The following is a 26,074-nucleotide window of genomic DNA, read 5'->3' on the forward strand; positions in this document are numbered from 1 at the left end:
TCACCGCCTCATTTGTCAGAAGCTGACCGGGGTGGATCGATCGAAGACTGAGACACGCGGGGCGACCTCTGGCGTGTCCGGCCGGTTGGTTCTACCTTGATTTGCAGTGAATGAGTCGCTACAGACCGTCCTTCCCCGCTGACAGTCCGTACCGGTCCCCGGTTTGTGGCGAATGCCCTGAACCACGCCGACTCCGGGGAAAGGACCATGGCTACTCCCTCAGGCCAACCACACACCGCGCGCACCGAAGAGGTCCGCCGGTGAAACCCCAGACATTCGAACTCGTCCGGTACGCAGATGTCAGCGGAGTCTCCGGCACCGGCACGGTCGCCGAAGGATGCGTCTTCACCGATGGCTCGGTGGCGCTGCGCTGGCACGGCCAGAACCCCTCGACAGCGGTCTGGCCGGACCTCGACTCCATCCTCGCCGTCCACGGCCACTGCGGCGCGACCGTCGTCCGCTGGCTCGACGTCTCGGAGATGGAGCCGGTCCCAGGCACCGACCTGCTGCCCGGCGAAGTCGCTCACATCCTCGCCACCGGCCGGCACACCCACCACCCACCGGCGGTAGCCACCGCCTGACCCGTACTGCGCCAGCCGGCACTGCGGCCGAGCCGTACTCCGTCAGGCGCGTACTCCGTTGGGCGGGTGCTCCGTCAGGCGCCGATTCCGGTGAGGGCGAAGAACTCCTGCCGTGAGCCGGGGTTCTCGCGCAGCACGCCCTTCAGGGCCGAGGTGACCGTGCGGGATCCAGCCGCACGAACACCACGCAGCGACATGCACTGGTGCTCGGCCTCGATCACCACGCCCACGCCCTTCGGAGCGAGGTGGTCCTGCAGCCAGTCGGCGACCTGCTTGGTCAGCCGCTCCTGGACCTGCAGATCGCGCGCGAACAACTCCACCACGCGGGCCAGCTTCGACAACCCGAGGATCCGCGCACCCGGCAGATACCCGACATGCGCGACGCCTTCGAACGGCAGCATGTGGTGCTCGCACAGCGACTGCACCGGGATGCTCCGGGCCAGCACGAGCTCGTCGTACCCCTCGTCGTTCGGGAACGTGGTCAGGTCGAACTCACGGGGCGTCAGCATCTCGGCGTACGCGTCGGCGACCCGGCGCGGCGTCTCCGCCAGGTGCTCGCTGTGCGGATCGCGGCCGAGCGCCACCAGCAGGTCGGCCACCGCCTTCCGCGCCGCGACCAGATTGATCTCCGGCCGCCCGCCGACGATGTGCAGCGGCACGCTCCGCCCGGCCGCCGGCTCGCGCTCCGCGCCCCTCTCCCGCACCGGCCCCAACTCCCGCACCGGCTCCAACTCCCGCTCAGGCCCCAGGTCGCGCAGGTCCGCGGTGTCCAACTCTGATCGGAACGTGGTCATCTGCGCGCCTCCAGCGTCGAGAACATTGACCTGGCAACCACCTTATCTCTTTCGTCAACCAAAGTTGGCGGTAGAATCGATTCGTGGACAAATCGGTGGACGCCCGCGTGCAGGCCGTCGCCGCCCTCGATGAACCGACCCGGCGGCGGCTCTACGACCATGTCGTCGCTCAGCCCACACCGGTCAGCCGCGACGACGCAGCCGAGGCCCTGGGAGTCCCCCGCACCACCGCCGCGTTCCACCTGGACAAACTGGCTGACGAGGGCCTGCTCGAGGTCGTGTTCGAGCGTCGTACCGGTCGGAGCGGGCCTGGGGCGGGTCGCCCGGCCAAGCTCTACCGCCGCTCGGACCGCGAGATCGAGGTCTCCTTCCCCGAACGCCAGTACGACGTCGCCGGCCGACTCCTCGCCGCCGCCCTCGAGGACGCCGAGTCCACCGGCGACTCCCCCCGCCAGGCGCTGGAGCGACGAGCCGGCAAGTACGGCGAAGCGGTCGGTCGCGCGGCTCGCAGCGAGCCGAGGACTCCGCTCACCCGGGTCCTCGAGTCGCACGGCTTCGAGCCCCGGGAGCACGACCTCGGCATCGACCTGATCAACTGCCCGTTCCACGCGCTCGCGAAGGACTACACCGACCTCGTCTGCACCATGAACCTGCGCCTCGTCGGCGGCGTGCTCACAGGCCTCGGCGACACCGGACTGCTTGCCGAGCTCGACCCGCAACCCCCGCACTGCTGCGTCCGCCTGACCCGAATAGGGTCTGAGGGTGGCGAAGGCTAAACAGGGTGGGCAGGGCACGCCGGCGACCGTGGCCCTGGCTAAAGCGGGCGTCGAGTTCAGCACGCACGCGTACGAGCACGACCAGGCGGCGAAGTCGTATGGTCTGGAAGCTGCCGAGGCGTTGGGCCTGAACCCCCAGCAGGTGTTCAAGACCCTGCTGGTCGAGGTGGACGGCAAGCTTTCGGTCGGTGTGGTGCCGGTTGACAAGCAACTCGATCTGAAGGCGGTCGCGGCCGCGCTCGGCGGCAAGAAGGCCGTGATGGCCGACCCGGCGGCGGCCGAGCGGATCACCGGCTACGTGGTCGGCGGCATCAGCCCGATCGGCCAGAAGCGCCCGCTGCCGACGGTCGTGGATGCCACCGCCACGGAGTACGAGACGGTCTATGTGTCCGGTGGCCGCCGGGGTCTCGACCTGGGCCTGTCCCCCGGCGACCTGATCGCCGTCACCTCCGCTCGGACCGCGGCGATCGCCCGCTAGCTCAACGTCAGGTTCTGGAAGGCACCGGTACCACGGAAGACGTTCAGGCCGGCCATATCCGTCCGCTGCCACTGGCTGGATATCAGGGACCAGGGATGTTCGTGATCAGCGTCGGCGGACCGGCTGCCTTCCAGATCGAGCCGAGCTCGTGGATCGTCAGCGACTCCAGCCGGATCTTTCCGTCGACGAACAACTCGACGCCGTCGCCGCCGGGGAGACTGTCGAAGTTCACGTTGTGGCTCTGGTAGACCTCGCCGTCGTTGCCGAACACCTCCAACTGGCCCCGATCCACCAGGATCCTCAGCTTCACCTTGCCGCGGTCGGGGTTGAGCGCAGTACCGTCGAGCGTGGCCGATGCGGCGTCGTAGACGACGTCACGGTCGGACCAGCCGTCCGGGCTCGTGTGCAGCCGAAATCCGAAGCGCGTCGCCTCGCGGACGTCGACCGTCGCCTCGATCTCGTAGGTATCCGCCCGTACTCCGGCCAGCAGTTGCCGAGCGCTCCGACTATCCAGGGTCCGGTTCTCCCAAATCTGGGTGGACACCCGCGCGGTCGCGATCTCAGGGATCGGCGTGCTCACCACCCGTGGCCCGGCAGGCGTGTTCTTCAGCCGTTGCTCGACCGGGAAGGTCGCGTTGCCGGTCCAGATCGTGCCTTCGTTGCCACCCTGCCACGCCATCGACACGATCCTGTCGGTCGGCAGATTCGTGAACGTCAATGCCGCGTAGTAGCTGCCGCCGGCGCGGGTCTCGGTCTGGTTGATCTTCTGCGGACCGGTCCAGGAGGATGTGAACGCCGTACCGTCGAAGTCGCCGACCACATACTTGCCGCCGGCATCGCTCAGTACCCACTGATGGCCGCCGTCCAGCGGCATCCTGACCATGTCCGGGCACTCGAAGAGCCAGTCGGCCTGGTAGCGCGAGGCGAACGACCAGTCGAGCAGGTTCGACGAGGTGTAGAAGTCGACGCCGTTGCCGCCCTGGTCGGACCAGACGACCATGCCCCAGCGCTTCGAACCCGGATCCCAGAACACCTTCGGATCCCGGCTGGTCTTCGCCCTCGGCGTCACCACCTTCTTGCCGTCCGCGAACGATATGAAGGTGTTGCCGCCGTCGAGGCTGTAGAACACGGTCACGCCGTTCGTCCCGGAGTACACGACGATCGGGTCGTGGTCGCCCGTCTTCAGACCGGTGACGTTGCCGGTGTCGACGACTCCGCCGCCGGACCAGAGATCGCCCGGGTGAACGCCCGGTTCGAGCGCGATCGGCTTCTGCTGCCAGTGCACGAGGTCAGTACTCGTCGCGTGACCCCAGTGCATGGTGTCCCAGACCAGTCCGTGCGGGTTGTGCTGGTAGTAGAGGTGATACACGCCGCGGTAGTAGAGCGGCGCGTTCACGTCGTTCATCCAGCCGCCGCGCGAACTGAAGTGGAACTGGCCTCGGTTGTCCTCCTGGTAGTTGGTCACCGGATAGGGAAACTCCGGGTACTCGACAACTGCGGTGTCCTGCACGCCCAACACTCCCGCCAAGGTCAATGCCATCACCAACGATCTGATCATCCGTCGTCCTTCAACGCCAGGTCCGGTGGCGCGCCTTCGTCGCCGATTCGCAGGGCGCCGGTCATCAGCGAGACAACCTGACTCATCGAGGCGTCGGCCGGGCTGACCACGCCGACGCGACGCCCGAGCCGGTGCACGTGGATGCGATCAGCCAACTCGAACACCTGCGGCATGTCGTGACTGATCAGCACCACCGGAAGGCCGCGGTCCCGGATCCGGCGGATCAGGTCGAGCACCAGCCGGGACTCCTTCACCCCGAGCGCGGCGGTCGGTTCGTCCATGATCACCAGCCGGCTGCCGAACATGGCCGCCCGGGCGACCGCTACAGCCTGACGCTGACCACCGGACAAGGTCTCCACGATCTGCCCGATGTGCTGGACGGTTTCGATGCCGAGGGCATCCAGTTGCCGCTGCGCCTGCTTGCGCATCTCTCGCCGGTCGAGGAGCCGGAAGACCGAACCCGCCGGGCCGGATCTGCGCAACTCGCGGCCGAGGAAGAGGTTGGTCGCGATGTCCATCGCCGGGGCCAGTGCGAGGGTCTGGTGCACTGTCTCGATCCCCGCCTGGCGTGCTTCCAGCGGCGAGTGGAAGCGGGTCGCCTTGCCGTCGAGCATCACCGTGCCCGCGTCCGGGACCAGCGCGCCCGACAAGGCCTTGATCAGGCTCGACTTGCCGGCGCCGTTGTCACCGACCACGGCGAGCACCTCACCGGCGTACAGGTCGAAGTCGGCGCCGTCGATCGCGGTCACCCGGCCGTACCGTTTGACCAGGCCGCGGGCTTGGAGTGCGGGCGGTGTCATCGGGACCTCCGGCGGGCGAGTTGATCGAAGGCGACGGCAGCGATCACCAGTACGCCGGTCGCGACGTCCTGGTAGAGGCTGTCGATACCTGCCTGGGTGAGACCGCTGCGCAGTACTGCGACGATCAGCGCGCCGACCACTGTCCCGATGACGCTGCCCCGGCCACCGAACAGGCTGGTGCCGCCGATCACCACGGCGGTGATGCTGTCCAGGTTGCCGGTTTGGAAGGCGTTCGGGTCCGCGTTCGGGATCCGGCCGAGCGCCTGCCAGGCGGCGAACGCGTAGATCACGCCGGCGATCAGGTAGACGCTGAACCGGGTCCTGCCGACGTGGATTCCGGTCAGCCGCGCCGCCTCCGGATCGTTGCCGAGGGCATACACATGCTTGCCCCAGGCAGTCTTCGTCAACGCGTACCAGGTGATCGCGAACATCAGCACGGCCAGCGTCATCCCATGCGTGACCTTCACCTGGCCGAACAGGTATCCGCCCTCACCGAGCACGTTCAGCAGCGAGTCGTTCACCGGCCAGGAGTTGCCCTGCGAATAGAGCCGCCCCAAAGCCAGTACTACGGTCAGCATGCCGAGCGTGACGATGAACGGTGGAAGGTTCAGCCAGGTCACCAGACCACCGGACACCGCACCCAGCAGCGCACAGACCGCGAACCCGGCCAGCAGCGCGAGCGGCGGCGTGGTCCCCTCGGTCACCAGCCGAGCGAACAACATCGTCCCGAGCACCATGATCGCCGCGTTGGCCAGGTCGATCCCGCCGGTCAGCACGATCAACGTCTGCCCCAGTGCCAACGTCGCCACCACCAACGACTGCTGCACCACCAACGACAGATTGTCGACGGTCAGAAAGGTGCTGGTGGTCAGACCGAAGACAACAATCGCGACAGCCAACGCTCCCAGCGGACCGAGCGCAGGGTTATGCAGAAAAGCCTCAGCCGCCCGGCTCCCCCGCACCGCGCCGCCGGCCCGGGCGGCGGAGGTGGAGGAGGAGCCGCCGGAGGCGGGTGGGGTCGGGTGGCCGGTACGGGCGGTCGGTTCGCTCATCTCAACCCCAGCAGTTCTGGGTGCCCCAGGTGGTGTCTTTGCTTTCCAGGCCTGGAAGGGGTTTGTCGGTTATCAGCTGGGCGCCGGTGTCCTGGAAGCCGGAGGGCTTGGAGCCGTCCTTGCTGAAGGCAACGACCGCGTCCACGCCCTGCTCGGCCATCTTCTTCGGGAACTGCATCACCGTGGCCAGGTACTTCCCGGCCTTCACGTCGGCGACGCCCTGGCAGCCGCCGTCGATCGACCCGACCGCCACCTTCCCCGCGAGACCCTTCGCAGTCAACGCAGCGACCGCACCCCGAGCGGCCGGCTCGTTCAGCGTGTAGACAGCGTTCACGCTCGCGTCGCGCTGGAGCAGGTTCTCCATCGCCGCCTGCGCCTTGTTCTGGTCACCGTTGGTCGGCGCGGCGCCGAGGATCGCCGGATCACCGTCCTTGAGCCCCATCCCCTGCAGGAACCCGCGATGCCGCTGCTCGTCCACCGTGCCACCCGGCGTCCCGTCCATCAGCAGCAGCTTGGGAGCCGTCTGGCCGAGAGTGGCCTTGATGTACTTGCCCTGCAGTTCGCCGGCGGTCACGTTGTTCGTCGCGTAGGTCGCGTCGACGGCATCCTTCGGATCGGTCTCGGTGTCCAGGGCGATCACCAGAACGCCCTTCTCCTTGGCCTGCTTGAGCGCGCCGAGAATGCCGGTCGAGTTGCTCGGCGTGATCAGGATGCCCTTCACGCCCTGCTGGACCAGGTTCTCGATCGCGGCCACCTGGCCCTCGTTGTCGCCGTCGAACTTGCCGGCCACCGCGATCAGCGTGGCGCCCTTGGCCTCCGCCGCGGCTTTGGCGGAGTCGCGCAGCTTGACGAAGTACGGGTTGGTGTCGGTCTTGGTGACCAGGCCGATCTTCACCGGCCCGCTGCTGTCACCGCCGTCGCCGCTGCCCGCCTTCGTCTCGGTGCACGCGGTCGTCGCGGCCAGGCACAACGCCAGTACTGCGACCGGCAGCCGCCCCGCGCTCTGCGTCTTCCTGGCGGCCTGGAAAGTCTTGAGTGCCACGGATCTGCCCTCCGGGGTCCGGGCGCCCGGGACCGAACCCCGGGCGGTGGGGTCGGAGCGGCCTGGGCCGCTCGTTTGAGCGAAGTTAGGCCTGTCCCGGAACCGCCCGCAGCCTTTGCGCAAAGCCTTGCGCAACGCACGCTCAGCGACCACCATTCGACGGATGGTCACGATGACCGAGGTCGCCCGCAGCGCCGGAGTGTCGGTGAGTACGGTCTCGCATGTCGTGAACGGCACCCGACTGGTCGCCCCGGCCACCCGGGAGCGGGTGCACCACGCGATGCGCCTGCTCGACTACCGCCATCACCCGATCGCTCGGTCGCTGGCAGCCGGCTCGAACCAGACCATCGGCCTCGCCCTCACCGCCGCCTCCAACCCGTACTGGGTCGAACTGGTCCAGGGCATCGACGGCGAGGCCACCCGGGCCGGGCTGAACCTGATCATCGTCGACACGCGCGACGACGCCCGGCACGAGGCGGCCGCTGTCGCGAACCTGCTCGCCCACCACATCGAGGGCCTGGTGATCGCGCCCGCCGACGGCTGGCGCGACCTCACCCTGCCGCTGCTGCGGGACCACCCGGTGCCGTACGTGATCGTCGACCGGATCGATCCCGACCTGCGCGCCGACCAGGTCGGCGTCGAGAACGAGGCCTCGACCGCCGCCGTGATCGACCACCTGATCTCGCTCGGCCACACCAGGATCGGCATGATCGCGGGCATCTCCGGGTTGTCGACCAGCGCCGAGCGGTTACGCGGCTTCCACCAGGCCCATCAGCGTTTCGACCGTCCGATCGACCCCGCCCTGATCGTCGACGGCTCCTCGACCAGCGAGGGCGGACGCAAGGCGGCACTCGCACTGCTGGACCTGCCCGATCCGCCGACCGCGGTCTTCGCCGCCAACAACGACATGACGATCGGGGCCCTCGGAGCGCTCCGGGCAGCCGGCGTCCGGGTGCCGCGCGACCTGGCCGTCGCGGCCTTCGACGACTTCGCCTGGGCCGACATCTTCAGCCCAGGTCTGACGACGGTCGCCCAACCGTCCGCCGCCATCGGCGCCCGCGCAGTACAGCTTCTGCTCCGGCGAATGACCGACCAGGACGCTCCGCCGCAAACGATCCGGCTGCCCGCCGAGATCATGCATCGCGAGTCCTGCGGCTGCACGCCACCGGACCTAGTGTCCGCGGGGAACCACTAGTCCGGATTCGTAGGCGATCACCACTGCCTGGGTTCGGTCCCGCAGCCCGAGCTTGGTCAGTACGCGGCTCACGTGGGTCTTGACGGTTTCCTCCCCGACCACCAGCCGGCCGGCGATCTCCGGATTGGACAACCCCTCGGCAATCAGGCGCAGCACTTCGGTCTCGCGCGGGGTCAGCGAGTCCAGCAGGCGCGGTGGCTGGGCCAGTTGGGGTCTCAGCCGGGCGAATTCCCCGATCAGCCGTCGCGTCACAGTCGGAGCAAGCAGCGCCTCCCCCGCGGCGACCACCCGGACCGCGTCGAAGAGCCGTTCGGACGTCATGTCCTTGAGCAGGAACCCGCTCGCCCCGGCGCGCAGCGCGTCGTACACGTGCTCGTCGAGGTCGAACGTGGTGAGCATCAGGACGCGAGGCCCGACCGCACCGCCGGCCGCCGCGATCCGCGAGGTCGCCTCGATCCCGTCCATCACCGGCATCCGCACATCCATCAGGACGACATCCGGCCGGTGCTCCCCACAGACCCGTACGGCCTCCGCGCCGTCCGCCGCGGTCGCCACGACGGTGAAGTCGGGCTGAGTCCCCAGCAACGCGGCGAAACCGTCGCGGACGACCTGTTGATCGTCCACCACGACGATGCTCACCGCGGCAGTCACCGAGCCACCGTCTCACTCGACACCGGGCGCGGTATCGGCAGCGTCGCCTCGACCAGGAAGCCGTTGACCGGTGCGGGACCGGTCCGAAGCCAACCGCCGACCGTCGCCGCGCGCTCCTGCATCCCGAGCAGCCCGTGCCCCTCCCCCGATTTCCCCGTACTGCGACCCGGGCCGTTGTCGCGGACACGCAACCGCAACTCATCCGCGCCGTACTCCAGTTCGACGTCGACGGCAGCACCGGGTGCGTGCCGCCGGGTATTCGTCAGGGCCTCCTGGATGATCCGGAACGCGATCAACTCGAGGCCGGGATCGAGCGGACCGACCAGGCCGTGAACGATCAGCCGGGTACTCGCACCGGTCGAGTCACGCGCATCGTCCACCAGGTCGACCAGTTGCTGCAGACTCGGTTGGGGTTTGCGCGTGGGTTCGGTGCCTGCGTCCTCCCGGAGCACTCCCAGCAGCCGGCGCATCTCGGTCAGCGCCGCCCGGGCGGTGTCGCCGATGGCGACCAGCCGATCGGCTCCCTCGGCCGGCAGGCCGGGAGTCGTCAACCTTGCCGTTTCCGCCTGGACCGCGATCATCGAGATGTGATGGGCAACGACGTCGTGCAACTCCCGGGCGATCCGGGCTCGCTCGCCGCGCAGCGCGTGTTCGAGCAGCGTGTCCGCGACCAGGCGGCTGGACTCGTCGCGTGCCGCGGCCTCCTTCAGCCGCTGCCGGCGGCCAGTGACGATCACCGCGCCGACGAGGTAGATCACCGCGAGGAGAGCAACCAGGCCGGCCACCGTCGTCCACTGGTAGGCGAGAACGCTCAGCAGGTTGGCGACCGCGACAACGCCCGCCCCGAGCACGAGATGCTCGCGGGAAACCGCCAGCGGTGCCGTGCTCGCCAGCGCGAGGAGCAGCGCGATCGACAGGTTCGCGCCGGTGCCCTCCAACTGGACCACCGTCTCGATCACGGCAGCCGTGCCGAGCCCGATCGCGGCCACGGCGGGCCACTCGGGCGCATCGGTGATCCGCCGGCTGATCGCGGCGACCCGGTCGACCAGCCTGTCTGCCTGCGTCACCCAGCCATTGTCACCGGTCCGGACCGCTATCGGCGTCACCTTCGCCAGCCGTTCCGCATCCCCCGCCTGGGGGACGTCCGGCCCCCGCGCTCACCGGTGCCCGGGACAGCGAAGACCGCCCACTGGTGTGACGACCGAGCGGCCCTCGGCTTCCTAGCCTGATCACATGTCAGCAACCATCGAAATCCGCGGCCTGTGCAAGGCCTACGGGCAGCAGGTCGCAGTCGACGATCTGTCCTTCACCGTGCTCCCCGGCCAGGTCACCGGTTTCGTCGGACCGAACGGCGCGGGCAAGTCGACGACGATGCGGATCATCCTCGGCCTCGACGCCCTCGACGCGGGATCCGCGCTGATCGACGGCCGCCGCTACCAGACCTTGCGTTCCCCGCTGTGTCACGTGGGTGCACTGCTGGACGCCGCCGCGCTGCATCCAGGTCGGCGGGCGCGGGATCACCTGCTCTGGATGGCGCAGTACAACGGGCTGCCGGGCAGGCGGGTGGACGAAGTGCTGGAGCAGGTCGGGTTGACGTCGGTCGCCCGACGCCGGGCCGGCACCTTCTCGCTGGGCATGCGCCAGCGGCTCGGCATCGCGGCGGCCCTGCTCGGGGATCCGGGAGTGCTGCTGCTGGACGAGCCGGTCAACGGGCTCGATCCGGAAGGCATCCAGTGGATCCGCGGGCTGCTTCGCTCACTGGCGGCGGACGGCCGCGCGGTGCTGGTGTCGAGCCACCTGATGAGTGAGCTGGAGGGAAGCGCCGACCACTTGGTGGTCATCGGCAACGGCCGGCTGATCGCGGACACGAGCGTGAGCAGTCTGCTCGCGGCGGCCTCCGGCGGCAGAGTGCTGATCCGGACTCCGGAGTTGTCGCAGGCAATCACCGTACTGGCCAACGCCGGCGCCACCGTCGCCACGACGGATCGTGAGGCCATGACGGTCTCAGGACTGGCCGCGGAGCGCATCGTCGCCGTCCTGGCCGAGCACGGCGTCCGAGTCTCGGAGGTCTCCACCCATCGGGCCTCGCTGGAGGAGGCCTACATGGAACTCACCCGCGACGCCGTCGAGTTCGGCGCCACCGCTGCGAAGGAGGCGTGATGACCGCGACGCTGCCGGACCAGCGCAGTACGGGGCAGGGACGGGACGGGTTCGCCCAGATGCTGCTGGGTGAGTGGACCAAGCTGCGGTCCGTCCCTCGATGGGGCCTGACCCTGCTCGCCGCGGTTCTGCTGACCATCCTGATCGCGTTGCTCACGGCAACGGGCAGCAGTTCGTCCTCCGATGGGGGCGGCGGTGAGTCCGGTTCCGCGCCCGCGGACTACCTGGACGAGGGCTACTTCGTGTTCAAGCCGCTGCCCGGCGACGGCAGTATCACCGCTCGCGTCGTCTCGCAGGACGACAGTGGCGAATGGGCGAAGGCCGGCGTGATGATCAGGCAGGGAGCCACGCCGGGCTCGTCCTACGCGGCGATCATGGTGACGCCGGGCAACGGCGTACGACTGCAGGCCGACTACGAGAAGGACGACGTGGCCGGCAGTCCCGGCACGGCTCCCCGCTGGCTGCGCCTGACCCGGAGCGGGGAATCGATCACCGGCTACGAATCGGCCGACGGCTCCAACTGGGCCGAGGTGGGCAAGGTGCGGCTCGCCGGACTGGGAGCGACGGCCGAGGCAGGGATGTTCGTCGCCTCGCCGAACCGGCTGCGGATCGAGCGCCAGTTCGGCGGCGAGAGCATCTCCGCGGTGCCCAGCCCTGGCCGCGCGGTCTTCGACAACGCCGGTACGACGCCCGACCAGGCGAGCATTCCCTGGCAGGAACGCAACCGCTCGATCCTGCCCGAGGAAGGCAGTTCGACCGAGGAGAACGGCCTGTTCACGATCACCGGCTCGGGGGACGTCGCGCCCTTCGAGTTCGGTGACGACATCGCCAAGATGACCCTCAGCGGCGTGCTCGCTGGACTGATGGCGATCGTCGCGCTGGGCGTGCTGTCCATCACCTCCGAGTACAAGCGCGGCATGATCCGCTCGACCCTCACCGCCGGGCCAAGGCGCGGCCGGGTGCTCGCGGCGAAGGCCGTGGTGCTCGGCGGCGCCACCTTCGCCGCCGGTCTGGTCGCCAGCTTCGGCGCCTTCCTGCTGGCCCAACCGATCCTGGAATCGAACGGCTTCGAGGCCTCGTCGCTGTCGGACTGGCCGGTGCTCCGCGCCATCATCGGTACTGCGGCCCTGGTGGCCCTCGTCGCCGTGCTCAGCCTCGCCGTCGGCGTCATCCTGCGTCACAGCGCGGCTGCCATCACCGCGGTGGTCCTGCTGCTCTTCGTACCGCAGATCCTCGGCAGTGGCCTGCCCTTGTCCGCCGCGTTGTGGCTCGGACGGGTCACGCCCGCGGCCGGATTCTCGATCCAGCAGACCGTCGAGCAGTACGACACCGCGATCGGCCCGTGGGCGGGACTCGGGGTGCTCTGCGCGTACGTCGCGGCGGCGCTGGCGGCGGCGTACTGGTTGCTTCGCCGGCGGGACGCATGAGGAACTCGATGCACGCCGAGTGGACGAAGCTGCGGACCGTACGCAGTACGGCGTGGCTGGTGCTGGCGGTGGTCGCGGCGATCGTCACCGTGGCGGTGATGGCGACCGGTTCGGTCAGCACCTCCCGCTGCCCGTCGCCGGCGGAGTGCTTCGAGGACACCACGAAGCTCAGCCTGACCGGCGTCTGGCTCGGCCAGATCGCGGTCGTCGTCCTCGCCGTTCTCACCATCAGCGGCGAGTACGGCGACCGGCTGATCCAGACCACGCTGACCGCGAATCCGCGCCGGCTGACCGTCTTGTTGACCAAGGCAACTGTCGTCACCGGGATGGTACTGGCGGCGAGCACGCTGGGCGTCCTCGGTTCGCTGCTGGCCGGCCGGATTCTGCTGCCAGGCAACGGATTCACGGCGGCGAACGGCTATCCCCCGCTGTCCCTGGCGGACGGCTCGACGGCACGAGCGGCCGCCGGTACGGTGCTCTACCTCGGCCTGATCGCGCTGTTGAGCCTCGGCATCGCCACCGTGGTCCGGGACACGGCCGGCGCGATCATCAGCGTCCTCACCCTGCTCTACATCTTTCCGCTGATCGCCGAACTCGTCGCCGATCCGCAGTGGCACGAACGGCTCCAGAAGCTCGCACCGATGACCGCCGGCCTGAGCATCCAGGCCACCACCGGCCTCGATCGACTGGCGATCGGGCCGTGGCCCGGGCTCGGCGTACTGGCCGGCTATGCCACCGGTGCGATGCTGCTGGGACTGGCCGTCTTCAAGCTCCGCGACGCCTAGGATTCACCCGGTGACGCTCGGAGCGCCGGACTCCAGGTGACCGGTGAGGCGGCGGCGGTACGTCGTGTCCTCGGCGGTGGTGACCTCGAGGTCGTACCAGCCCTGGTCCGTCGGCCAGGCGAGGGTGCGGGTCTGCCGTCCGCGCACGTCCTGGTTGACCGTCCGGCTGCCGTAGCCGCGGGACCTGAGCTTCACGCTCAGCGGCTTCGTCCCGGTGTTCTCGAGCTCGACGTGCAGCGAACTGCCGTCCTTGCGAACCCGTACGTCGAGTCCGGCCGCGACGCCCTCGACGGATCCGGCCAGCTCGACCCAGAACCGGTTCGGGCCTTGCACGGCGAGCTCGTACGGACCACTCACCGGGACATCGGTGAACAACTGGCCCCGGACGTCGAGATGCACCGGCGCGGGCAGTTCACCGCCGTACGGGTAGATCGCGAAGTGCGCCGCCTCGTCGGCCTTGTTGCCCAGTCGCAGCTTCAACTTGCCGCCGGCAACAAGCCGGAAACCGCCGGCTGGTAAGGCAGTGCGCGTGCCGGGCGACGGCCGGGCTCCTGCAGCGGCAGGGCCTGGGTGGCCGGCGGATTCGGCTGCCAGCGGGAGATCGGCGCGGGCACCGGACCGGGTGCGTCGACCGACGGCCGGCGGTGCGACTTCTTGAAGTCGAAGGCGGAGACGAGGTCTCCGCACGCGGTCCGGCGCCAGTCGCTGATGTTCGGCTCCTGTACTCCGGTCCAGCGCTCGAGGAACTGGATCACCGAGGTGTGGTCGGACACCTGCGAGTTCACCTGCCCGCCGACGGACCAGGGCGAGATCACCGTCATCGGAACCCGCGGGCCGAGGCCGATCGGGCGGCCGGAGTACCAGTCGTCGTCGTTGCCCGAGGCGGGCCGCGGCGCCACCGGCGGCGGGACGTGGTCGAAGTACCCGTCGTTCTCGTCGAAGTTGATCAGCAGGACCGTCTTCGACCACGTCTCCGGGTCCTCGGCGATCGCGTCGAGCAGGTCGTAGACGAGGTTCGCGCTGCCGATCGGCGTGGACGTACTCGGGTGCTCGGAGTCGATCGCCGACGGCACGAGCCAACTGACCTTGGGCAGCTTGCCCGCCTTGATGTCGGCTCGGACCCGCGGCACCAGCGACTCGGGCTCGCTGCGGTACATCGCCTGGTAGAACAGCTTCTGGTCCGGCGCAGGCTGCTTCGCCACCGCCGCCTCGAGTTGCTTCAGGGCCTCGGCGCGCTCGGCCGGCGTCTTCGCGAAGAGCTTGTCGTAGAACTCCTCGGTGGTGCGGTAACCACCCGGCACCGACGCGAGGATCCGGCGGCCGAGTTCCTTGAAGGTCTTGAAGTACTCGACCGCGTTGTCGGTGAAGTTGTCCCACTCCTGGTAGATCTGCCAGGACACCCCGGCCGCTTCCAGCCGCTCCGGGTACGCCGTCCAGTCGTAGCCCTGGTGGTCGTAGGAGTACGCGGCGTTGGTGATCGCGCGTTGCGTGGTACCGGGTTCGTAGCCGGTCGTGCCGGACCACAGGTAGTTCCGGTTCGGGTTGGTGGAGCCGTTCACCGAGCAGTGGTAGGCGTCGAGGATCGTGAAGGTCTCGGCCAACTCGTACTGCAACGGGATGTCCCGGCGGTCGTAGTACGTCATGGACGCGGCGGTCTTGGCCTGCACCCAGTCGTCGTTCCACCCGTTGCCCCAGGCCTGGGTCGCGTCGGAGAACCCGTGCGGGAGCGCGCCGAGGTACTGGATGTCGTCCGCGTCGCGTCCGGCGTCGGCTGCCGCCTTCCGGATCGAGAACGGCAGCACCTCGCCCCCGCCGGTCACCGGCTGGCGGAACACGGACTTGCCGTTCCGCAGCCGCAGCGGCAGGCGGTCGCCGTACCCGCGGACGCCGCGCAGCGTGCCGAAGTAGTGGTCGAAGGACCGGTTCTCCTGCATCAGGACGATCACGTGCTCGATCGCCTTCAACCCACCGGGTCTGATCGGTTGCGCCATCGCCGCGTGCAGCGACGGTGGGAGCAGCGACAACGCTGCCCCACCGGCTGCGGAACCAAGAACCAGGCGGCGGGAAATCTCAGTCATGCCCTGGACAGTAGGTCAGGACCGGGCCTACGCGGGATGCCTCGCGGCGACCATTCTTCAGAAGTTCACGCGCCCGTACGACGCTTCACCGCGGCGTCGCGCAGTCCCTCCAGCACGGCCTCGGTGGTGTCCCAGCCCAGGCACGCGTCGGTGATCGACTGGCCGTAGGTGAGCGGCGTCGTCGGGTCGAGATTCTGCCGGCCCTCCACCAGGAACGACTCCAGCATCACCCCCACGATCGCGTTGTTGCCGGCGGCCACCTGCTCACCGATCTCGGCGGCCACGTCGGGCTGGCGGCGGTGGTCCTTGCGGCTGTTGCCGTGGCTCGCGTCGATGACGACCCGCTCGGGCAGGCCGGCCTTGCGGAGCAGTTCCTGCGCGCCGGCGACGGACCCGGCGTCGTAGTTCGGGCCGGCGTCCGAGCCACGCAGTACGAGGTGGCAGTCGGGGTTGCCGCGGGTGTGCAGGATCGCGGGGGCGCCGTCGTGGTCGATACCGGTGAAGACGTGCGGCACCTCGGCCGCCTTGATCGCGTCGACCGCGGTCGAGATGCTGCCGTCGGGGCGGTTCTTCATCCCGATCGGCATCGACAGGCCGGACGACAACTGCCGGTGCACCTGGCTCTCCACCGTCCGCGCGCCGATCGCGCCCCACCCGACGGTGTCCGCGATGTACTGCGGGGTGATCGGGTCGAGGAACTCACACCCGACCGGCAACCCCTTCGCCAGCACTTCGAGCAGCAGCGCGCGGGCGGTCCGCAGACCCGTGTTGACGTCACCCGAGCCGTCGAGGCCCGGGTCGTTGATCAGGCCCTTCCAGCCGAGGGTGGAACGCGGCTTCTCGAAGTACACGCGCATCACCACGAGCAGACCGTCGGAGAGTCGCTCGGCGACGGGGCGCAGGCGGTCGGCGTACTCCAGGGCCGCCTGGGCATCGTGCACCGAGCAGGGGCCGACCACGACGAGCAGCCGGTCGTCGTCGCCGTTCAGCACGTCCGTGACGGCCTGCCGCCCGGCGACGACGGTCTCGGCCAACTGATCGCTCAGCGGCAACTCGTCGTGCAACGCCAGCGGCGTGATCAACGGGACGGTCTTCTCGATCCGTCGGTCGACGACCGGGCCCGGACTGGTCTTGGGAAGGGTGTTCATCAGGGAGACCTTTCCGCCGGACCTCCGCGGTGGACCCGAGGACAGCGCCGGCTGGGAATGAGAAAAGGCAAGGACGAATGTCCTTGCCTCGAGAGCCGGCTCTGGTTCTTGGTCGGGCGTCAGCGATCGGCTGAGCTGCCCGGCACCACAGCCGGCCACTCAAAAAATCGCCAATACCAACGCTTCACGTCGCCGACGATAGCACCCACCGCAACCGGCCTGTCTCGCCGGATCCCGCGGATCGAGACGGCAGCCGGAAATCCGCTGGCCAGTCCCAGCTCCACCTGGTTGCCTCGGGCCATGATCACCACCGCTGCGTCCGTCCGCCCGGCCCGGCTCGACGAGCTCGCCGAGCTGCGATCGATCGAACAAGCCGCCGGGGTGTTGTTCCGGGAGATCGGCATGGTCGACGTCGCCGAGCATGCGCCGCCCGCGGTCGAGGTGTTCGAGCGCTACCAGCGGGCCGGCCGGGCCTGGGTGCTGGCCGGCCTTGACGACCGGCCGATCGGCTTCGTGCTGGTCAAGCTGGTCGACGGCGCGGCTCACATCGAGCAGGTGAGCATCCACCCGGATCACGGCCGGCAAGGGCTCGGGCAGCTGCTGATCGACCACGTCGCCCAGTGGGCCGCCGGCCAGGCGCTGCCCGCCGTGACCCTCAGCACCTTCCGCAGCGTCCCCTGGAACGGCCCGTACTACGCCCGTCTGGGCTTCCGCGAGCTGACGACGGCTGAGATCACCCCGGGGCTGGCCGAGATCCTCGCGGAGGAGACGGCGTTCGGCCTCGACCCGGCGGAGCGCGTCTTCATGCGACGAGAGAGCGTGTAACCGCAGGCTGCCGTGGGTCGTTGAGGGCTGCACAAGGTCGAGGCACTAGTCGAGGCGTTAAGGGGTGCAGCACGGTGGCAGGTCCGCTCAGGGGTCAGAGGGTGCTCGAGAGTCAGGGTTTGCTCGGGTGTCCGGGGTTGCTTGGTAGGCAGCCGGCCGGGGCCGGACGGTGAGGCCGCGGACCTTCGAACTGGTCCGCTATCGCGATCTCAGCGGTGTCTCCGGCACCGGTGTGGTCGCCGAGGGCTGCGTGTTCACCGACGGGTCGGTGGCATTGCGCTGGCGGGGTAACAACCCGGCGACCGCGGTCTGGCCGGATCTGGACTCCGTGCTGGCGGTCCACGGGCACGAGGGCGCGACCGAGGTCCGCTGGCTGGAGACCTCCCGCCTCGCCGCAGAGGCGAAGCCCAGGCTGCCTCAGCCGCGTCCCGACAACAGCTTGGAGGCTGGGGCCGAGGCGCTGGCCCGCGCCCGTGCCGCAGCAGAACCGGCGCACGCCGGCAGCTACCGGCCCGAGCTCGACCTAGACCACCTGTTCGGCGCACAGCACAGCGTCCGCCCGCCGACCTCTATCGCCGACCCGTCCGGCCCGCCGAGCCCCCACGCCCGAGGCTGGGCGGGAGCCCGGCACCTCAGGTAGAACTCTCTCGTGACCCAGATCTACCTGGTCCGGCACGGTGAGCCGGACTACGCGCCGGTGGATAGCCGTGGCTGGCCCGGAATGGCCGCTGACGCGGCTCCGCTGACTCCGGACGGGGCGAAGCAGGCCGAGGCCGTCGCGGACCTCCTGAGTGGCATCGGTGCCACATACCTGGTCAGTTCCCCCTTCACCCGGGCCCTGCACAGTGCCGCGATCATCGGCCACCGCCTGGCCCTCGGAGTACGGGTTGACTACGACCTGCGCGACTGGCTGCCCGACCACACGGGGTCGTGGCGCGGGGTTGCCGACGTACGGGCGGCTCAGGCGGAGCTCGACGCGTACGGCGGTGAGTGGCCCGAGGGGATCGCCCGGCCGTGGGAGCCGCTGTCCGGCGTACGGGAGCGCGCCATGGCCGCCCTGGCTCGGCATACGGCGTCAACGGACGGGCCGGTGCTGGTGATCACTCACTCGATGGTGATCCGCGCGCTGACCGGTGAACGCGACACGGCGCACGGCGCCCACGAGTACTTCCGCTACGAGGGCTCGCTTACGGGACACTAGGGCCGGACTGCCGACTCCAGGGCGCTCACCGCATCGGCGAGGGAGGCCACCCAACCGTCAGGCTTGCCGAGCGCCCGCCACCCCGGTCCCCCGACCACCAGTGAGTACGCCGGCCTGGTGCGGGCGAGCGTGCGCAGCGCGTCCAGGTCGGCGGTCTCCGGAGCGCTCGACCAGATGAAGACGGCGGCCGGCCGGATTCGCCGTACGGCGGTCGAGAGCGAGCTCACCGGAGTCGCAGCGCCCAGCGTGCGGACCCGGATGGCGCGCTCGGCCATGGCCGCCGCCAACGCGAGCAATGGCAGCGCGTGGTCCTCCCGCTCGAGACAGGCCAGTACGACGGGACGCTCGGACTCGTTCGGCTTGAACCGCTCCACCGCGCGGCGGGTGTGATACCTCAACCCGCCGGCGACCGCGTCCGACGCGAGGTGCTCCACCTCGACACAGGCGCCGGTGCGCTCCCACTGGTCCCCGACCTCGACCAGCAGCGGCATCAGCCGGCTGGTCCAGGCCTCGACGGCCCCGGACCGGTCGAGGCTCCGGGCGACCTCGTGGGTGAGCCGATCGCTGTCCATCGAGTTCGCGATCGCGAACAGGTCGGTGAGCTTGCCCGGCTCCGGCTTCGACCGCGTCAGGGACCGGCCCGGGGGTGTTGCCGCCGGTACGGCGTGCTGCCGCCCGCGGGTGCCCTCGGCAACGGAAGTGGCGGATGTCACACTCGGTGATGAGGCGGGGTAGATCCGGTCACGGACCGATGCCGCCGCCTCGGCCGTCGGAACGCCCTGGTTGACCAGGCCGAGCATCGCCTTGAGCTTGGCCAGGTCCTCCAGGCTGTAGCGCCGGTGACCGCCGGTTGAGCGCGCGCTCGGGCTCAATCCGTACCTGCGCTCCCAACTCCGCAGGGTCGGCGCGGCGATTCCGAGCCGGCGCGCGGCAGCCCCGACCGTGAGGGTCTCGGCGGTGCTCTGCGACGAGGTGGGCACGGCGTTCATGATGCCCGTTGTGCCCGGTTGACGGGGGTCAAACGCCACGGGCCGATAACAACTCGACCGAAGTTCGAGACAACAAGGGTTGAACTGCGCATGAGTTGAGCATAGTTTTCACCGAGCGCCCGTCCGCGCTCACGGTGAGTCAAGGAGGTTGCCATGTCGAGAGGGATGCCTCGCCTACCCCGCCCGCTCATGGATCTGTGGGACTGGCAGTCGCAGGCCGCTTGCCGCGACGTCAACCCGGAGTTGTTCTTCTCCCCCGAATCGGAGCGTGGCGTCCGCAAACGCGCGCGCGAGATGGTGGCGAAGTCACTCTGCGGTACCTGCCCGGTCCAGCCCGAGTGCCGTCAGCACGCACTCTCCGTCGGAGAGCCGTACGGCGTCTGGGGCGGGACCACGGAATCCGAGCGGGACAACGTCGTACTCGCCGAACACAGGAAGTCCGCCTGACGGCCGCCGGGAGTTGAACCACCCCGACCCACCCGGGTCCGGCCCACGGCCGGCCCCGGCCCCAACCTCGATCCGGCCTCATCCGCGCCGAGGTTGATCCCAAATCCTCACCTTCGAGCCCCAGGCTCAGCCGCCGCACGCCACAAACCGCGGCGGTGAGTGAAGCGCTGCCGCACTCAGCTACACATCGAGTGCGGATGCCCAGCGGGGCTGAAGGACCAGCAGAACCGCAGCGGCGACCGTGCGGTCAGGCTTTGCCGTCTTCTGGTTCGGTGGGGGCTTCGGCTTCGTCTTCGGGCTTGGACGGCTTGTCGTCCTTGGCCGTCGGCTTGTCCTCGGGCTTGGTTTCCGGCTTGGTCTCGGGCGGCTTGGGGTCGTCCGGGGTGGGCGGGCGGACCGTCGTACGCGGGTCTCGGTAGCGGTCCAGCGACGCCAGGAAGTCCGGATCGTCGTCGGGGGCTACCGGGCGGCCGGTGGGTTTGGGGCGTGGGGCGGCGCTTTCGCTGCGGCGGCGGCCGTGGTTTCGGGACATCAGCAGCCAGGTGATCGGGCCGACGAACGGCACGAAGACGATCAGGACGATCCAGACCAGCTTGGGCAGGTACGGAACGTCCTCATCGCGTGTCTGGATGCAGGAGAAGAGCGCATACACGCTCAGCACCAGGCTGATCAGGAACGGCAGAAATCGGACCACGCTCCAACAGTACGGGCACCGGCGACAACGGTCCGCCGCGACCGTGCCATCACGGCGCCACCCGGGCGCGGATGTAAGCCAACCGTCATCAGATTCGGCCGGCCCTGATCAGATCCGCCCGGCCGTCTCGAGTTCCTTCTCGGCCTCGACCACCGGTCGCGGAGCCGCCCCGCGGAGGCCGAACGCGACCAGGCCGGCCCACAGCACCACCAGTACGCCGTACACGAGGTACCGCCAACCCCCGCCGAAGCCGATGCCGTTGAGCAGCGTGCGGGCGTTCGTCAAGATCAGCACCAGCCCGACCCCCACGCCCAGCCAGCGCGTAGGCAGCCGCGACACCAGCCACGCGGCGAGCGGTGCGACGAGCACGCCACCGATCAGCAGCGCGGCCACGAGACCCACCGGAATGTTCGACCGCCCGAGCCCGAAGAGGAACCCGATGCTCGCGGCGACCGAGACGATGAACTCGGCCGCGCTCACCGACCCGACCGTACGGCGTGGCGCCAGTTTGCCGCTGCTGAGCAGGCTCGACGTCGCGACCGGTCCCCAACCGCCACCACCGGTGGCGTCGATGAAGCCGGCCACCAGTCCGAGCGGGCCGAGGAACCGCCCACCGACCTTGCCCTCGACCACGGCCCGCACCTTGCCGAACGCGAACCGGGCGACGACGTACACACCGAGCATGAGCAGCAGCGCCGCGATCCACAGGGACGCCGACTCGGTGGTCAGGCTGGACAGGAAGGTCGCGCCGGCGAAGGCGCCGACGCCACCGGGAATGCCGATCAGCGCGACCACGCGCCAGTCGACGTTGCCGAACCGCCAGTGCGACAGTCCGGACGCGAGCGTGGTGCCCACCTCGGACAGGTGGACCGAGGCGGAGGCGACGGCCGGCGTGATGCCGGTCAGCAGCAGCGCGGTGGTCGCGGTGACCCCGTAGGCCATGCCGAGGGTGCCATCGACGAGTTGGGCGAGCGAACCGAGCAGGGCGACGAGGATGAGACGGCGCACGAGGATGTTCCTTCCGGCGGAACAGAAAGGTCGGACGGGACCGGGGTGGATCAGGCCGGAAGGCGACAGCCCGCGGAGTTCACGCGGAGCAGGTCAACGTGGCGGCGGCGCGTGAGCGTCTCGCCGGGCGCGTTCGGAGTGACCTGCATGCCTCCAAGGAAAGCAGACAAAGTCAGCCAAGATGCCTGGGTTTCGCGATCTGAGACGGCCAATCCCTCCCCGGGCCACAAGTCATCTCCCCTGGGTCAGCCCCGGGCCCCACCAATCGCCGTCCGAGCTGGCTCGATTGGCACCCATCGAGCGGCGGGCCGGCTCCGAAGAACCTTCCGAGAATGCTTGAAAGTTGTTCGAAACTTATGCGAGCGGAAGGCTCTCCCTATGACTCGTCACCGTCCGACCGCCGCCGTGCTGGGCTCCGGTGTGTCCGGGCTGACCGCGGCGCACGTACTGAACCGGACCCACGACGTCACCGTTTTCGAGGCGGACGACCGGCCCGGCGGCCATGCGCACACCCATGACGTGACCGACTCGGCCGGCCGGAGGCTTCGGGTCGACACCGGCTTCATCGTGCACAACGAGCGCACCTACCCGAACCTGCTCCGCCTGTTCGCCGAACTCCGGATCGCGACCCAGCCGACCGAGATGAGCATGAGCGTGCACTGCGACGGCTGCGGCCTCGAGTATGCCGGTGGCCGTGGCGCCGCGGCCGTGCTCAGCCAGCCTCGCCGCGCCGCCGATCCCCGCTTCCTGGTGATGCTGAAAGAGGTCCCCCGGTTTCACCGCGAGGCCCGCAAGGTGCTGGCGACCGGGGACGACCTCACCTGGTCCGACTTCCTTCGCACCCGCAAGTTCTCGCCGTACTTCGTCCGGCATTTCGCGCTGCCGCTGGTCGCGTGCGTCTGGTCGTCCGGCTCCGCCGACGCGGGTCTCTATCCGGCTCGCTACCTGTTCCAGTTCCTCGAGCACCACGGCATGCTCACCGTCACCGGCTCTCCCCAGTGGCGAACAGTCACCGGCGGATCCCGCACCTACGTCGACGCCCTGGTGGCCCGCCTCGGCGCAGTCCGTACGTCGACCCCGGTCCGCGCCGTACTGCGGCACGACGACGCCGTCGAGGTGATCACCGACCGGTCCGAGGAGTTCGACAAGGTCGTCGTGGCCACCCATGCCGACACCGCGCTCGACCTCCTCGCCGATGCCACACCGGACGAGAAGACCCTGCTCGGCACGTTCCGCTACTCGGCCAACCCGACCTGGCTCCACACCGACACCTCCGTGCTGCCGTCCGCCAAGCGTGCCCAGTCGTCCTGGAACTACCGGATGGGCAGCTGCGACAACGATCAGCCGCAGGTCCTGGTCAGCTACTGGATGAACCGGCTGCAGGATCTAACCAGCGCGGACGACTACCTGGTCACGCTCAACCCCGAGGGCTGGGTGGATTCCTCCAAGGCGATCCAGCAGATGACCTACGCGCACCCGGTCTTCACTCCGGAGTCAGTTGCCGCGGCTCCTGCGCTGAAGTCCGCAGGTGGCGCCCGACTGGCCTTCGCGGGGGCGCACCTCGGCTGGGGATTCCACGAGGACGGCTGCCGTTCCGGCGTCGAGGCGGCCGAGAGGCTGGGCGCTACGTGGTGACCCTCCCCCAGTTGCCGGCCGTGGTGGTCGGTCATGTCAGCCATAGCCGACGGATGCCAGTACGACACCGCTTCCGCTATCGCACGTACCAGTGGCTCGTCGACGTGGATGACCTTCCCCGCAGGCGTTTCAAGGCAGCCGACCACCTCGGCTCTGGTCCATCGATGCGGGAGAACATCGCGACCTTCACCGCCGCTCATGGCGTCCCCCTGCGACCGGACGACCGGGTGGTGATGCTGGCGAACGCGCGCAGCTTCGGGTACGTGTTCGACCCGCTCAGCGTCTTCTGGTGTCTCACCTCCGCCGGGGACGTGCGCTGCGTAGTACTGGAGATCCACAACACGTACGGCGAACGTCACGCGCAGCTGGCCAGGCCTGACGCGGCTGGGCGGTTCACCCTCGGCAAGGAGTTTTACGTCTCGCCGTTCTTCGCCGTGCAGGGCCGGTACGACGTGACGCTGCGGGTGGACGCCGACAGAGTCACTGTCGCCATCGAGCTGTCGCAGTACGACCACCGGGTGTTCACCGCGGCCTTCACCGGGCGGCCGCGGCCCGCCAGCAGGCTCGCGGTGTTTCGTGCGGCGTTACACACACCCTTCGTCACCTATCAGGTGTGGGCGCTGATCCGAATGCATGGTGTCTGGCTCTGGCTTCGCCGGTTGCCAGTGATCAAGCGCGAACACCATGCACCCCCGGAGGGAGTCCGATGAGCACCCTGCAACTCGTCGACGTCGAACGCTGGCCAGGAGTCGCCCGTACGCCGTACAGCCCGGTGCGGGCCGCCGCGGCCCGGCAGATCCTTCGGCGGGCAGTCCGGGACCTCCCGCTGCTCGCGCGCCTGCCGGACGGCACTCTGCTGGGTGCCGGTGGCGCCGGGGCGCCGGTGATGGAGATCAAGTCGGACAACTTCTTCCACCGGATCGGCACCGACCTCAAGATCGGCTTGGGCGAGTCGTACATGGTCGGCGACTGGCGTGCCGGGCAGGGCACGGATCTGGCCGACCTGCTGACCGTCTTCGCGACCCGGCTGGCCGATCTCGTACCGCCGACGCTGCAGCGGTTCCGCAAGCTGATCGAGCAGCGGATGCCGTCGTCGGAGGACAACAGCCGGCGCGGCGCGCGGGCCAACATCGCCCGCCACTACGACCTGTCGAACGATCTCTTCGCCACCTTTCTCGACGAGACTCTGACGTACTCGTCGGCCTGGTTCGAGTCGTCGGCCGATGGTTTCGACCAGCTCGCCGAGGCCCAGGTCCGCAAGATCGACGGCATCCTCGACTACGCCCAGGTCCGGGAGGGAAGCCGGGTGCTGGAGATCGGCACCGGCTGGGGACAACTCGCGATCCAGGCCGCGCAACGCGGTGCGACGGTGACGTCGGTGACGCTGTCGGCCGAGCAGCGCGACCTGGCCCGCAAGCGGATCGCCGAGGCCGGGGTCGACGTGACCGTCGAGCTGATGGACTACCGCGACGTGCGGGGCCAGTACGACGCCGTCGTCAGCGTGGAGATGATCGAGGCGGTCGGCGAGCGGTACTGGCCGGCGTACTTTGCGACGGTCGACCGCCTGCTCGCGCCCGGCGGCAGGTTCGGGCTGCAGTCGATCACCATGCCGCACGACCGCCTGCTCGCCACCCGCCACGCGCAGGGCTGGATCCACCAGTACATCTTCCCCGGCGGACTGATCCCCTCGCTGACCGCGATCGACGAGATCGCGGCGACGGCGGGTGGGCTCGAGGTCGTCCAACGCCGCGACCTCGGGCCCGACTACGCGCACACCCTGCGGTTGTGGCGGGACCGCTTCAGCGCGCAGGCCGGCGAGGTCGCGAACCTCGGCTTCGACGCCGTCTTCCGGCGGATGTGGGAGTTCTATCTCGCGTACTCCGAGGCCGGCTTCCGCGCCGGGTACCTGGGGGTCTCTCAACTGGCACTGACGCGATCGACAGCTTCAGGAAAGGACTGATCGTGGACCTCGCCGGTCGCAGGATCTGGGTCGTCGGCGCCTCGTCGGGCATCGGGGCCGCGCTCGCGCAGGAGTTGTGCCGGCGTGGTGCGCAGGTGGCGGTGTCCGCCCGGCGGGCCGACGCGTTGAAGGAGGTCGCGGGCGAGTGGATGACAGCTGTGCCCTGCGACATCACCGATCGGGACTCCGTCCGGCAGGCGGCTGTCGAGGTGGTGGCCGAGCTCGGCGGGATCGACATCGCCGTACTGAGTGCCGGCTACTGGAAGCAGATGGGCGAGTTCGACGTCGAGTCGTTCCACCGGCACACCGAGGTCAACCTCGGCGGGATGGCGAACTGCCTCGGCGAGCTGATTCCCCGGATGAAGGCGCAGCGGGCCGGCATGATCGTCGGGATCTCGTCGGTCGCCGGGTATCGCGGCCTGCCCGGCTCGGAGGCGTACGGCGCGACCAAGGCCGCGCAGATCAACCTGCTGGAGGCCTTGCGGGCTCGGCTGCGCCCGGACGGCATCGACGTACTGACGGTCTGCCCCGGCTTCGTCGAGACCGAGATGACCGAGGACAACACGTTCCCGATGCCGTTCATGGTGAAGGCGCCCGAGGCCGCGCGAGCCATCGCCGACGGGATGGCGAACCAGTCCGCCCGCATCGTGTTCCCCTGGCAGATGGCGCTGCTGATGAAATTCGCGAAGTTCGTCCCCGACCGGCTCTGGGCGATTGCTCTCACCCCTCGGTCCTGAAGTGTCCAGATCAGGACATAGCTGTTGATCTGACGACAGGAGGCTGCGTACGG

29 protein-coding genes are annotated in these 26,074 nt (G+C 69.2%); 15 read left to right on the plus strand and 14 right to left on the minus strand.

Going from position 1 to position 26,074, the window contains the following annotated elements; translation table 11 throughout:
• Positions 1–260 precede the first annotated feature (260 nt).
• Positions 261–581 (plus strand): hypothetical protein, encoded by a 321-nt coding sequence (locus ABD255_RS20260; RefSeq protein ID WP_344216180.1) that lies wholly within the window; start codon positions 261–263, stop codon positions 579–581.
• A gap of 74 nt (positions 582–655) precedes the next feature.
• On the opposite strand, the gene folE is transcribed toward ABD255_RS20260, so the two are convergent.
• Positions 656–1,375 carry a GTP cyclohydrolase I FolE gene (gene folE / locus ABD255_RS20265; protein WP_344216182.1) on the minus strand — a complete coding sequence of 240 codons (720 nt, stop codon included), beginning with the start codon at positions 1,373–1,375 and terminating at the stop codon, positions 656–658.
• A gap of 83 nt (positions 1,376–1,458) precedes the next feature.
• On the opposite strand from folE, the gene ABD255_RS20270 reads away from it, so the two are divergent.
• Together ABD255_RS20270 and ybaK are read left to right on the plus strand one after the other, a co-directional pair.
• Positions 1,459–2,151, plus strand: coding sequence for a helix-turn-helix transcriptional regulator (locus ABD255_RS20270; protein WP_344216184.1), 693 nt, complete (start codon positions 1,459–1,461; stop codon positions 2,149–2,151).
• Positions 2,138–2,629 (plus strand): Cys-tRNA(Pro) deacylase, encoded by a 492-nt coding sequence (gene ybaK, locus ABD255_RS20275; protein ID WP_344216185.1) that lies wholly within the window; start codon positions 2,138–2,140, stop codon positions 2,627–2,629. Before ABD255_RS20270 ends, ybaK begins: the two co-directional genes overlap by 14 nt.
• Positions 2,630–2,711: 82 nt before the next feature.
• Here the strand turns inward: ybaK and ABD255_RS20280 are convergent, their stop codons facing one another.
• Genes ABD255_RS20280 through ABD255_RS20295 form a run of 4 tightly spaced genes read right to left on the minus strand, consistent with a single transcriptional unit; the run spans position 2,712 to position 7,081 of the window.
• The gene (locus tag ABD255_RS20280; RefSeq protein WP_344216187.1) at positions 2,712–4,187 is read right to left on the minus strand and encodes a glycoside hydrolase family 32 protein; all 1,476 of its coding nucleotides are present in this window, start codon (positions 4,185–4,187) and stop codon (positions 2,712–2,714) included.
• Positions 4,184–4,987 carry an ATP-binding cassette domain-containing protein gene (locus ABD255_RS20285; protein ID WP_344216189.1) on the minus strand — a complete coding sequence of 268 codons (804 nt, stop codon included), beginning with the start codon at positions 4,985–4,987 and terminating at the stop codon, positions 4,184–4,186. Before ABD255_RS20285 ends, ABD255_RS20280 begins: the two co-directional genes overlap by 4 nt.
• Positions 4,984–6,039: an ABC transporter permease gene (locus ABD255_RS20290; RefSeq protein ID WP_344216191.1), complete on the minus strand. Its 1,056-nt coding sequence runs from the start codon at positions 6,037–6,039 to the stop codon at positions 4,984–4,986. The genes ABD255_RS20285 and ABD255_RS20290 overlap by 4 nt, the downstream gene beginning before the upstream one ends.
• Before the next feature lies 1 nt (position 6,040).
• Entirely contained in the window at positions 6,041–7,081 is a 1,041-nt protein-coding gene (locus ABD255_RS20295; RefSeq protein WP_344216193.1) for a substrate-binding domain-containing protein, read from the minus strand.
• Between the two features lie 163 nt (positions 7,082–7,244).
• Between ABD255_RS20295 and ABD255_RS20300 the strand changes: the two genes are divergently transcribed.
• Complete coding sequence (locus ABD255_RS20300) at positions 7,245–8,276, plus strand: LacI family DNA-binding transcriptional regulator (RefSeq protein ID WP_344216195.1); 1,032 nt, start codon at positions 7,245–7,247, stop codon at positions 8,274–8,276.
• Here ABD255_RS20300 and ABD255_RS20305 read toward each other — a convergent pair.
• The gene (locus ABD255_RS20305; protein ID WP_344216197.1) at positions 8,253–8,927 is read right to left on the minus strand and encodes a response regulator; all 675 of its coding nucleotides are present in this window, start codon (positions 8,925–8,927) and stop codon (positions 8,253–8,255) included. The two genes, ABD255_RS20300 and ABD255_RS20305, sit on opposite strands and share 24 nt — an antisense overlap.
• Complete coding sequence (locus ABD255_RS20310) at positions 8,924–9,994, minus strand: sensor histidine kinase (protein ID WP_344216199.1); 1,071 nt, start codon at positions 9,992–9,994, stop codon at positions 8,924–8,926. The genes ABD255_RS20305 and ABD255_RS20310 overlap by 4 nt, the downstream gene beginning before the upstream one ends.
• A 166-nt stretch (positions 9,995–10,160) precedes the next feature.
• On the opposite strand from ABD255_RS20310, the gene ABD255_RS20315 reads away from it, so the two are divergent.
• The 3 genes from ABD255_RS20315 to ABD255_RS20325 are packed head-to-tail and all read left to right on the plus strand — an operon-like array spanning position 10,161 to position 13,299.
• On the plus strand, positions 10,161–11,087 hold the full coding sequence (locus ABD255_RS20315) for an ABC transporter ATP-binding protein (RefSeq protein ID WP_344216201.1): 927 nt from the start codon (positions 10,161–10,163) through the stop codon (positions 11,085–11,087).
• Complete coding sequence (locus ABD255_RS20320; RefSeq protein WP_344216203.1) at positions 11,087–12,514, plus strand: DUF1349 domain-containing protein; 1,428 nt, start codon at positions 11,087–11,089, stop codon at positions 12,512–12,514. Before ABD255_RS20315 ends, ABD255_RS20320 begins: the two co-directional genes overlap by 1 nt.
• The gene (locus tag ABD255_RS20325; RefSeq protein ID WP_344216205.1) at positions 12,511–13,299 is read left to right on the plus strand and encodes an ABC transporter permease; all 789 of its coding nucleotides are present in this window, start codon (positions 12,511–12,513) and stop codon (positions 13,297–13,299) included. Before ABD255_RS20320 ends, ABD255_RS20325 begins: the two co-directional genes overlap by 4 nt.
• Positions 13,300–13,302: 3 nt before the next feature.
• On the opposite strand, the gene ABD255_RS20330 is transcribed toward ABD255_RS20325, so the two are convergent.
• From ABD255_RS20330 to ABD255_RS20340, 3 genes are all read right to left on the minus strand, one after another.
• Entirely contained in the window at positions 13,303–13,779 is a 477-nt protein-coding gene (locus tag ABD255_RS20330) for a phospholipase domain-containing protein (RefSeq protein ID WP_344216207.1), read from the minus strand.
• The gene (locus ABD255_RS20335; RefSeq protein ID WP_344216209.1) at positions 13,776–15,377 is read right to left on the minus strand and encodes a phosphocholine-specific phospholipase C; all 1,602 of its coding nucleotides are present in this window, start codon (positions 15,375–15,377) and stop codon (positions 13,776–13,778) included. The genes ABD255_RS20330 and ABD255_RS20335 overlap by 4 nt, the downstream gene beginning before the upstream one ends.
• A 65-nt stretch (positions 15,378–15,442) precedes the next feature.
• Complete coding sequence (locus tag ABD255_RS20340) at positions 15,443–16,525, minus strand: 3-deoxy-7-phosphoheptulonate synthase (RefSeq protein ID WP_344216211.1); 1,083 nt, start codon at positions 16,523–16,525, stop codon at positions 15,443–15,445.
• 300 nt (positions 16,526–16,825) lie between these two features.
• Here ABD255_RS20340 and ABD255_RS20345 point away from each other — a divergent pair, with 300 nt between their 5' ends.
• The 3 genes from ABD255_RS20345 (at position 16,826) to ABD255_RS20355 (ending at position 18,551) form a co-directional block, all read left to right on the plus strand.
• Positions 16,826–17,350 carry a GNAT family N-acetyltransferase gene (locus tag ABD255_RS20345; RefSeq protein WP_344216213.1) on the plus strand — a complete coding sequence of 175 codons (525 nt, stop codon included), beginning with the start codon at positions 16,826–16,828 and terminating at the stop codon, positions 17,348–17,350.
• A gap of 169 nt (positions 17,351–17,519) precedes the next feature.
• The gene (locus ABD255_RS20350) at positions 17,520–17,990 is read left to right on the plus strand and encodes a hypothetical protein (protein WP_344216215.1); all 471 of its coding nucleotides are present in this window, start codon (positions 17,520–17,522) and stop codon (positions 17,988–17,990) included.
• Between the two features lie 9 nt (positions 17,991–17,999).
• Positions 18,000–18,551 carry a histidine phosphatase family protein gene (locus ABD255_RS20355; protein ID WP_344216217.1) on the plus strand — a complete coding sequence of 184 codons (552 nt, stop codon included), beginning with the start codon at positions 18,000–18,002 and terminating at the stop codon, positions 18,549–18,551.
• On the opposite strand, the gene ABD255_RS20360 is transcribed toward ABD255_RS20355, so the two are convergent.
• Positions 18,548–19,540, minus strand: coding sequence for a MerR family transcriptional regulator (locus ABD255_RS20360; RefSeq protein ID WP_344216219.1), 993 nt, complete (start codon positions 19,538–19,540; stop codon positions 18,548–18,550). The genes ABD255_RS20355 and ABD255_RS20360 overlap by 4 nt on opposite strands.
• 153 nt (positions 19,541–19,693) lie before the next feature.
• On the opposite strand from ABD255_RS20360, the gene ABD255_RS20365 reads away from it, so the two are divergent.
• Positions 19,694–19,987 (plus strand): WhiB family transcriptional regulator, encoded by a 294-nt coding sequence (locus tag ABD255_RS20365; RefSeq protein WP_012920258.1) that lies wholly within the window; start codon positions 19,694–19,696, stop codon positions 19,985–19,987.
• Between the two features lie 247 nt (positions 19,988–20,234).
• Here ABD255_RS20365 and ABD255_RS20370 read toward each other — a convergent pair whose 3' ends face one another.
• The 3 genes from ABD255_RS20370 to ABD255_RS43780 form a co-directional block, all read right to left on the minus strand.
• Positions 20,235–20,681 (minus strand): PLD nuclease N-terminal domain-containing protein, encoded by a 447-nt coding sequence (locus ABD255_RS20370; protein ID WP_344216221.1) that lies wholly within the window; start codon positions 20,679–20,681, stop codon positions 20,235–20,237.
• A gap of 108 nt (positions 20,682–20,789) precedes the next feature.
• Positions 20,790–21,689, minus strand: coding sequence for a sulfite exporter TauE/SafE family protein (locus ABD255_RS20375; protein ID WP_344216223.1), 900 nt, complete (start codon positions 21,687–21,689; stop codon positions 20,790–20,792).
• A 50-nt stretch (positions 21,690–21,739) separates the two neighbouring features.
• On the minus strand, positions 21,740–21,838 hold the full coding sequence (locus ABD255_RS43780) for a putative leader peptide (protein ID WP_425554475.1): 99 nt from the start codon (positions 21,836–21,838) through the stop codon (positions 21,740–21,742).
• 229 nt (positions 21,839–22,067) lie between these two features.
• Here ABD255_RS43780 and ABD255_RS20380 point away from each other — a divergent pair, with 229 nt between their 5' ends.
• Genes ABD255_RS20380 through ABD255_RS20395 form a run of 4 tightly spaced genes read left to right on the plus strand, consistent with a single transcriptional unit; the run spans position 22,068 to position 26,021 of the window.
• The gene (locus ABD255_RS20380; protein WP_344216225.1) at positions 22,068–23,324 is read left to right on the plus strand and encodes an NAD(P)/FAD-dependent oxidoreductase; all 1,257 of its coding nucleotides are present in this window, start codon (positions 22,068–22,070) and stop codon (positions 23,322–23,324) included.
• A 53-nt stretch (positions 23,325–23,377) separates the two neighbouring features.
• Positions 23,378–24,034 carry a DUF1365 domain-containing protein gene (locus tag ABD255_RS20385; protein ID WP_344216228.1) on the plus strand — a complete coding sequence of 219 codons (657 nt, stop codon included), beginning with the start codon at positions 23,378–23,380 and terminating at the stop codon, positions 24,032–24,034.
• Entirely contained in the window at positions 24,031–25,284 is a 1,254-nt protein-coding gene (locus tag ABD255_RS20390; protein WP_344216230.1) for a class I SAM-dependent methyltransferase, read from the plus strand. The genes ABD255_RS20385 and ABD255_RS20390 overlap by 4 nt, the downstream gene beginning before the upstream one ends.
• Positions 25,285–25,286: 2 nt before the next feature.
• On the plus strand, positions 25,287–26,021 hold the full coding sequence (locus tag ABD255_RS20395) for an SDR family NAD(P)-dependent oxidoreductase (protein WP_344216232.1): 735 nt from the start codon (positions 25,287–25,289) through the stop codon (positions 26,019–26,021).
• Positions 26,022–26,074 lie beyond the last annotated feature (53 nt).

Source organism: Kribbella sancticallisti, assembly GCF_039530625.1.
GTDB classification, from domain to species: domain Bacteria; phylum Actinomycetota; class Actinomycetes; order Propionibacteriales; family Kribbellaceae; genus Kribbella; species Kribbella sancticallisti.

What these genes read in the sequence shown, in the direction of transcription:
- ABD255_RS20390 (WP_344216230.1), top strand. Translation starts at nt 24,031, where the DNA reads ATGAGCACCCTGCAACTCGTCGACGTCGAACGCTGGCCAGGAGTCGCC.
- ABD255_RS20325 (WP_344216205.1), top strand. Translation starts at nt 12,511, where the DNA reads ATGAGGAACTCGATGCACGCCGAGTGGACGAAGCTGCGGACCGTACGC.
- folE (WP_344216182.1), bottom strand. Translation starts at nt 1,375, where the DNA reads ATGACCACGTTCCGATCAGAGTTGGACACCGCGGACCTGCGCGACCTG.
- ABD255_RS20315 (WP_344216201.1), top strand. Translation starts at nt 10,161, where the DNA reads ATGTCAGCAACCATCGAAATCCGCGGCCTGTGCAAGGCCTACGGGCAG.
- ABD255_RS20300 (WP_344216195.1), top strand. Translation starts at nt 7,245, where the DNA reads ATGGTCACGATGACCGAGGTCGCCCGCAGCGCCGGAGTGTCGGTGAGT.
- ABD255_RS20280 (WP_344216187.1), bottom strand. Translation starts at nt 4,187, where the DNA reads ATGATCAGATCGTTGGTGATGGCATTGACCTTGGCGGGAGTGTTGGGC.
- ABD255_RS20335 (WP_344216209.1), bottom strand. Translation starts at nt 15,377, where the DNA reads ATGACTGAGATTTCCCGCCGCCTGGTTCTTGGTTCCGCAGCCGGTGGG.
- ABD255_RS20360 (WP_344216219.1), bottom strand. Translation starts at nt 19,540, where the DNA reads ATGAACGCCGTGCCCACCTCGTCGCAGAGCACCGCCGAGACCCTCACG.
- ABD255_RS20290 (WP_344216191.1), bottom strand. Translation starts at nt 6,039, where the DNA reads ATGAGCGAACCGACCGCCCGTACCGGCCACCCGACCCCACCCGCCTCC.
- ABD255_RS20285 (WP_344216189.1), bottom strand. Translation starts at nt 4,987, where the DNA reads ATGACACCGCCCGCACTCCAAGCCCGCGGCCTGGTCAAACGGTACGGC.
- ABD255_RS20365 (WP_012920258.1), top strand. Translation starts at nt 19,694, where the DNA reads ATGTCGAGAGGGATGCCTCGCCTACCCCGCCCGCTCATGGATCTGTGG.
- ABD255_RS20380 (WP_344216225.1), top strand. Translation starts at nt 22,068, where the DNA reads ATGACTCGTCACCGTCCGACCGCCGCCGTGCTGGGCTCCGGTGTGTCC.
- ABD255_RS20345 (WP_344216213.1), top strand. Translation starts at nt 16,826, where the DNA reads ATGATCACCACCGCTGCGTCCGTCCGCCCGGCCCGGCTCGACGAGCTC.
- ABD255_RS20385 (WP_344216228.1), top strand. Translation starts at nt 23,378, where the DNA reads ATGCCAGTACGACACCGCTTCCGCTATCGCACGTACCAGTGGCTCGTC.
- ABD255_RS43780 (WP_425554475.1), bottom strand. Translation starts at nt 21,838, where the DNA reads ATGCAGGTCACTCCGAACGCGCCCGGCGAGACGCTCACGCGCCGCCGC.
- ABD255_RS20340 (WP_344216211.1), bottom strand. Translation starts at nt 16,525, where the DNA reads ATGAACACCCTTCCCAAGACCAGTCCGGGCCCGGTCGTCGACCGACGG.
- ABD255_RS20320 (WP_344216203.1), top strand. Translation starts at nt 11,087, where the DNA reads ATGACCGCGACGCTGCCGGACCAGCGCAGTACGGGGCAGGGACGGGAC.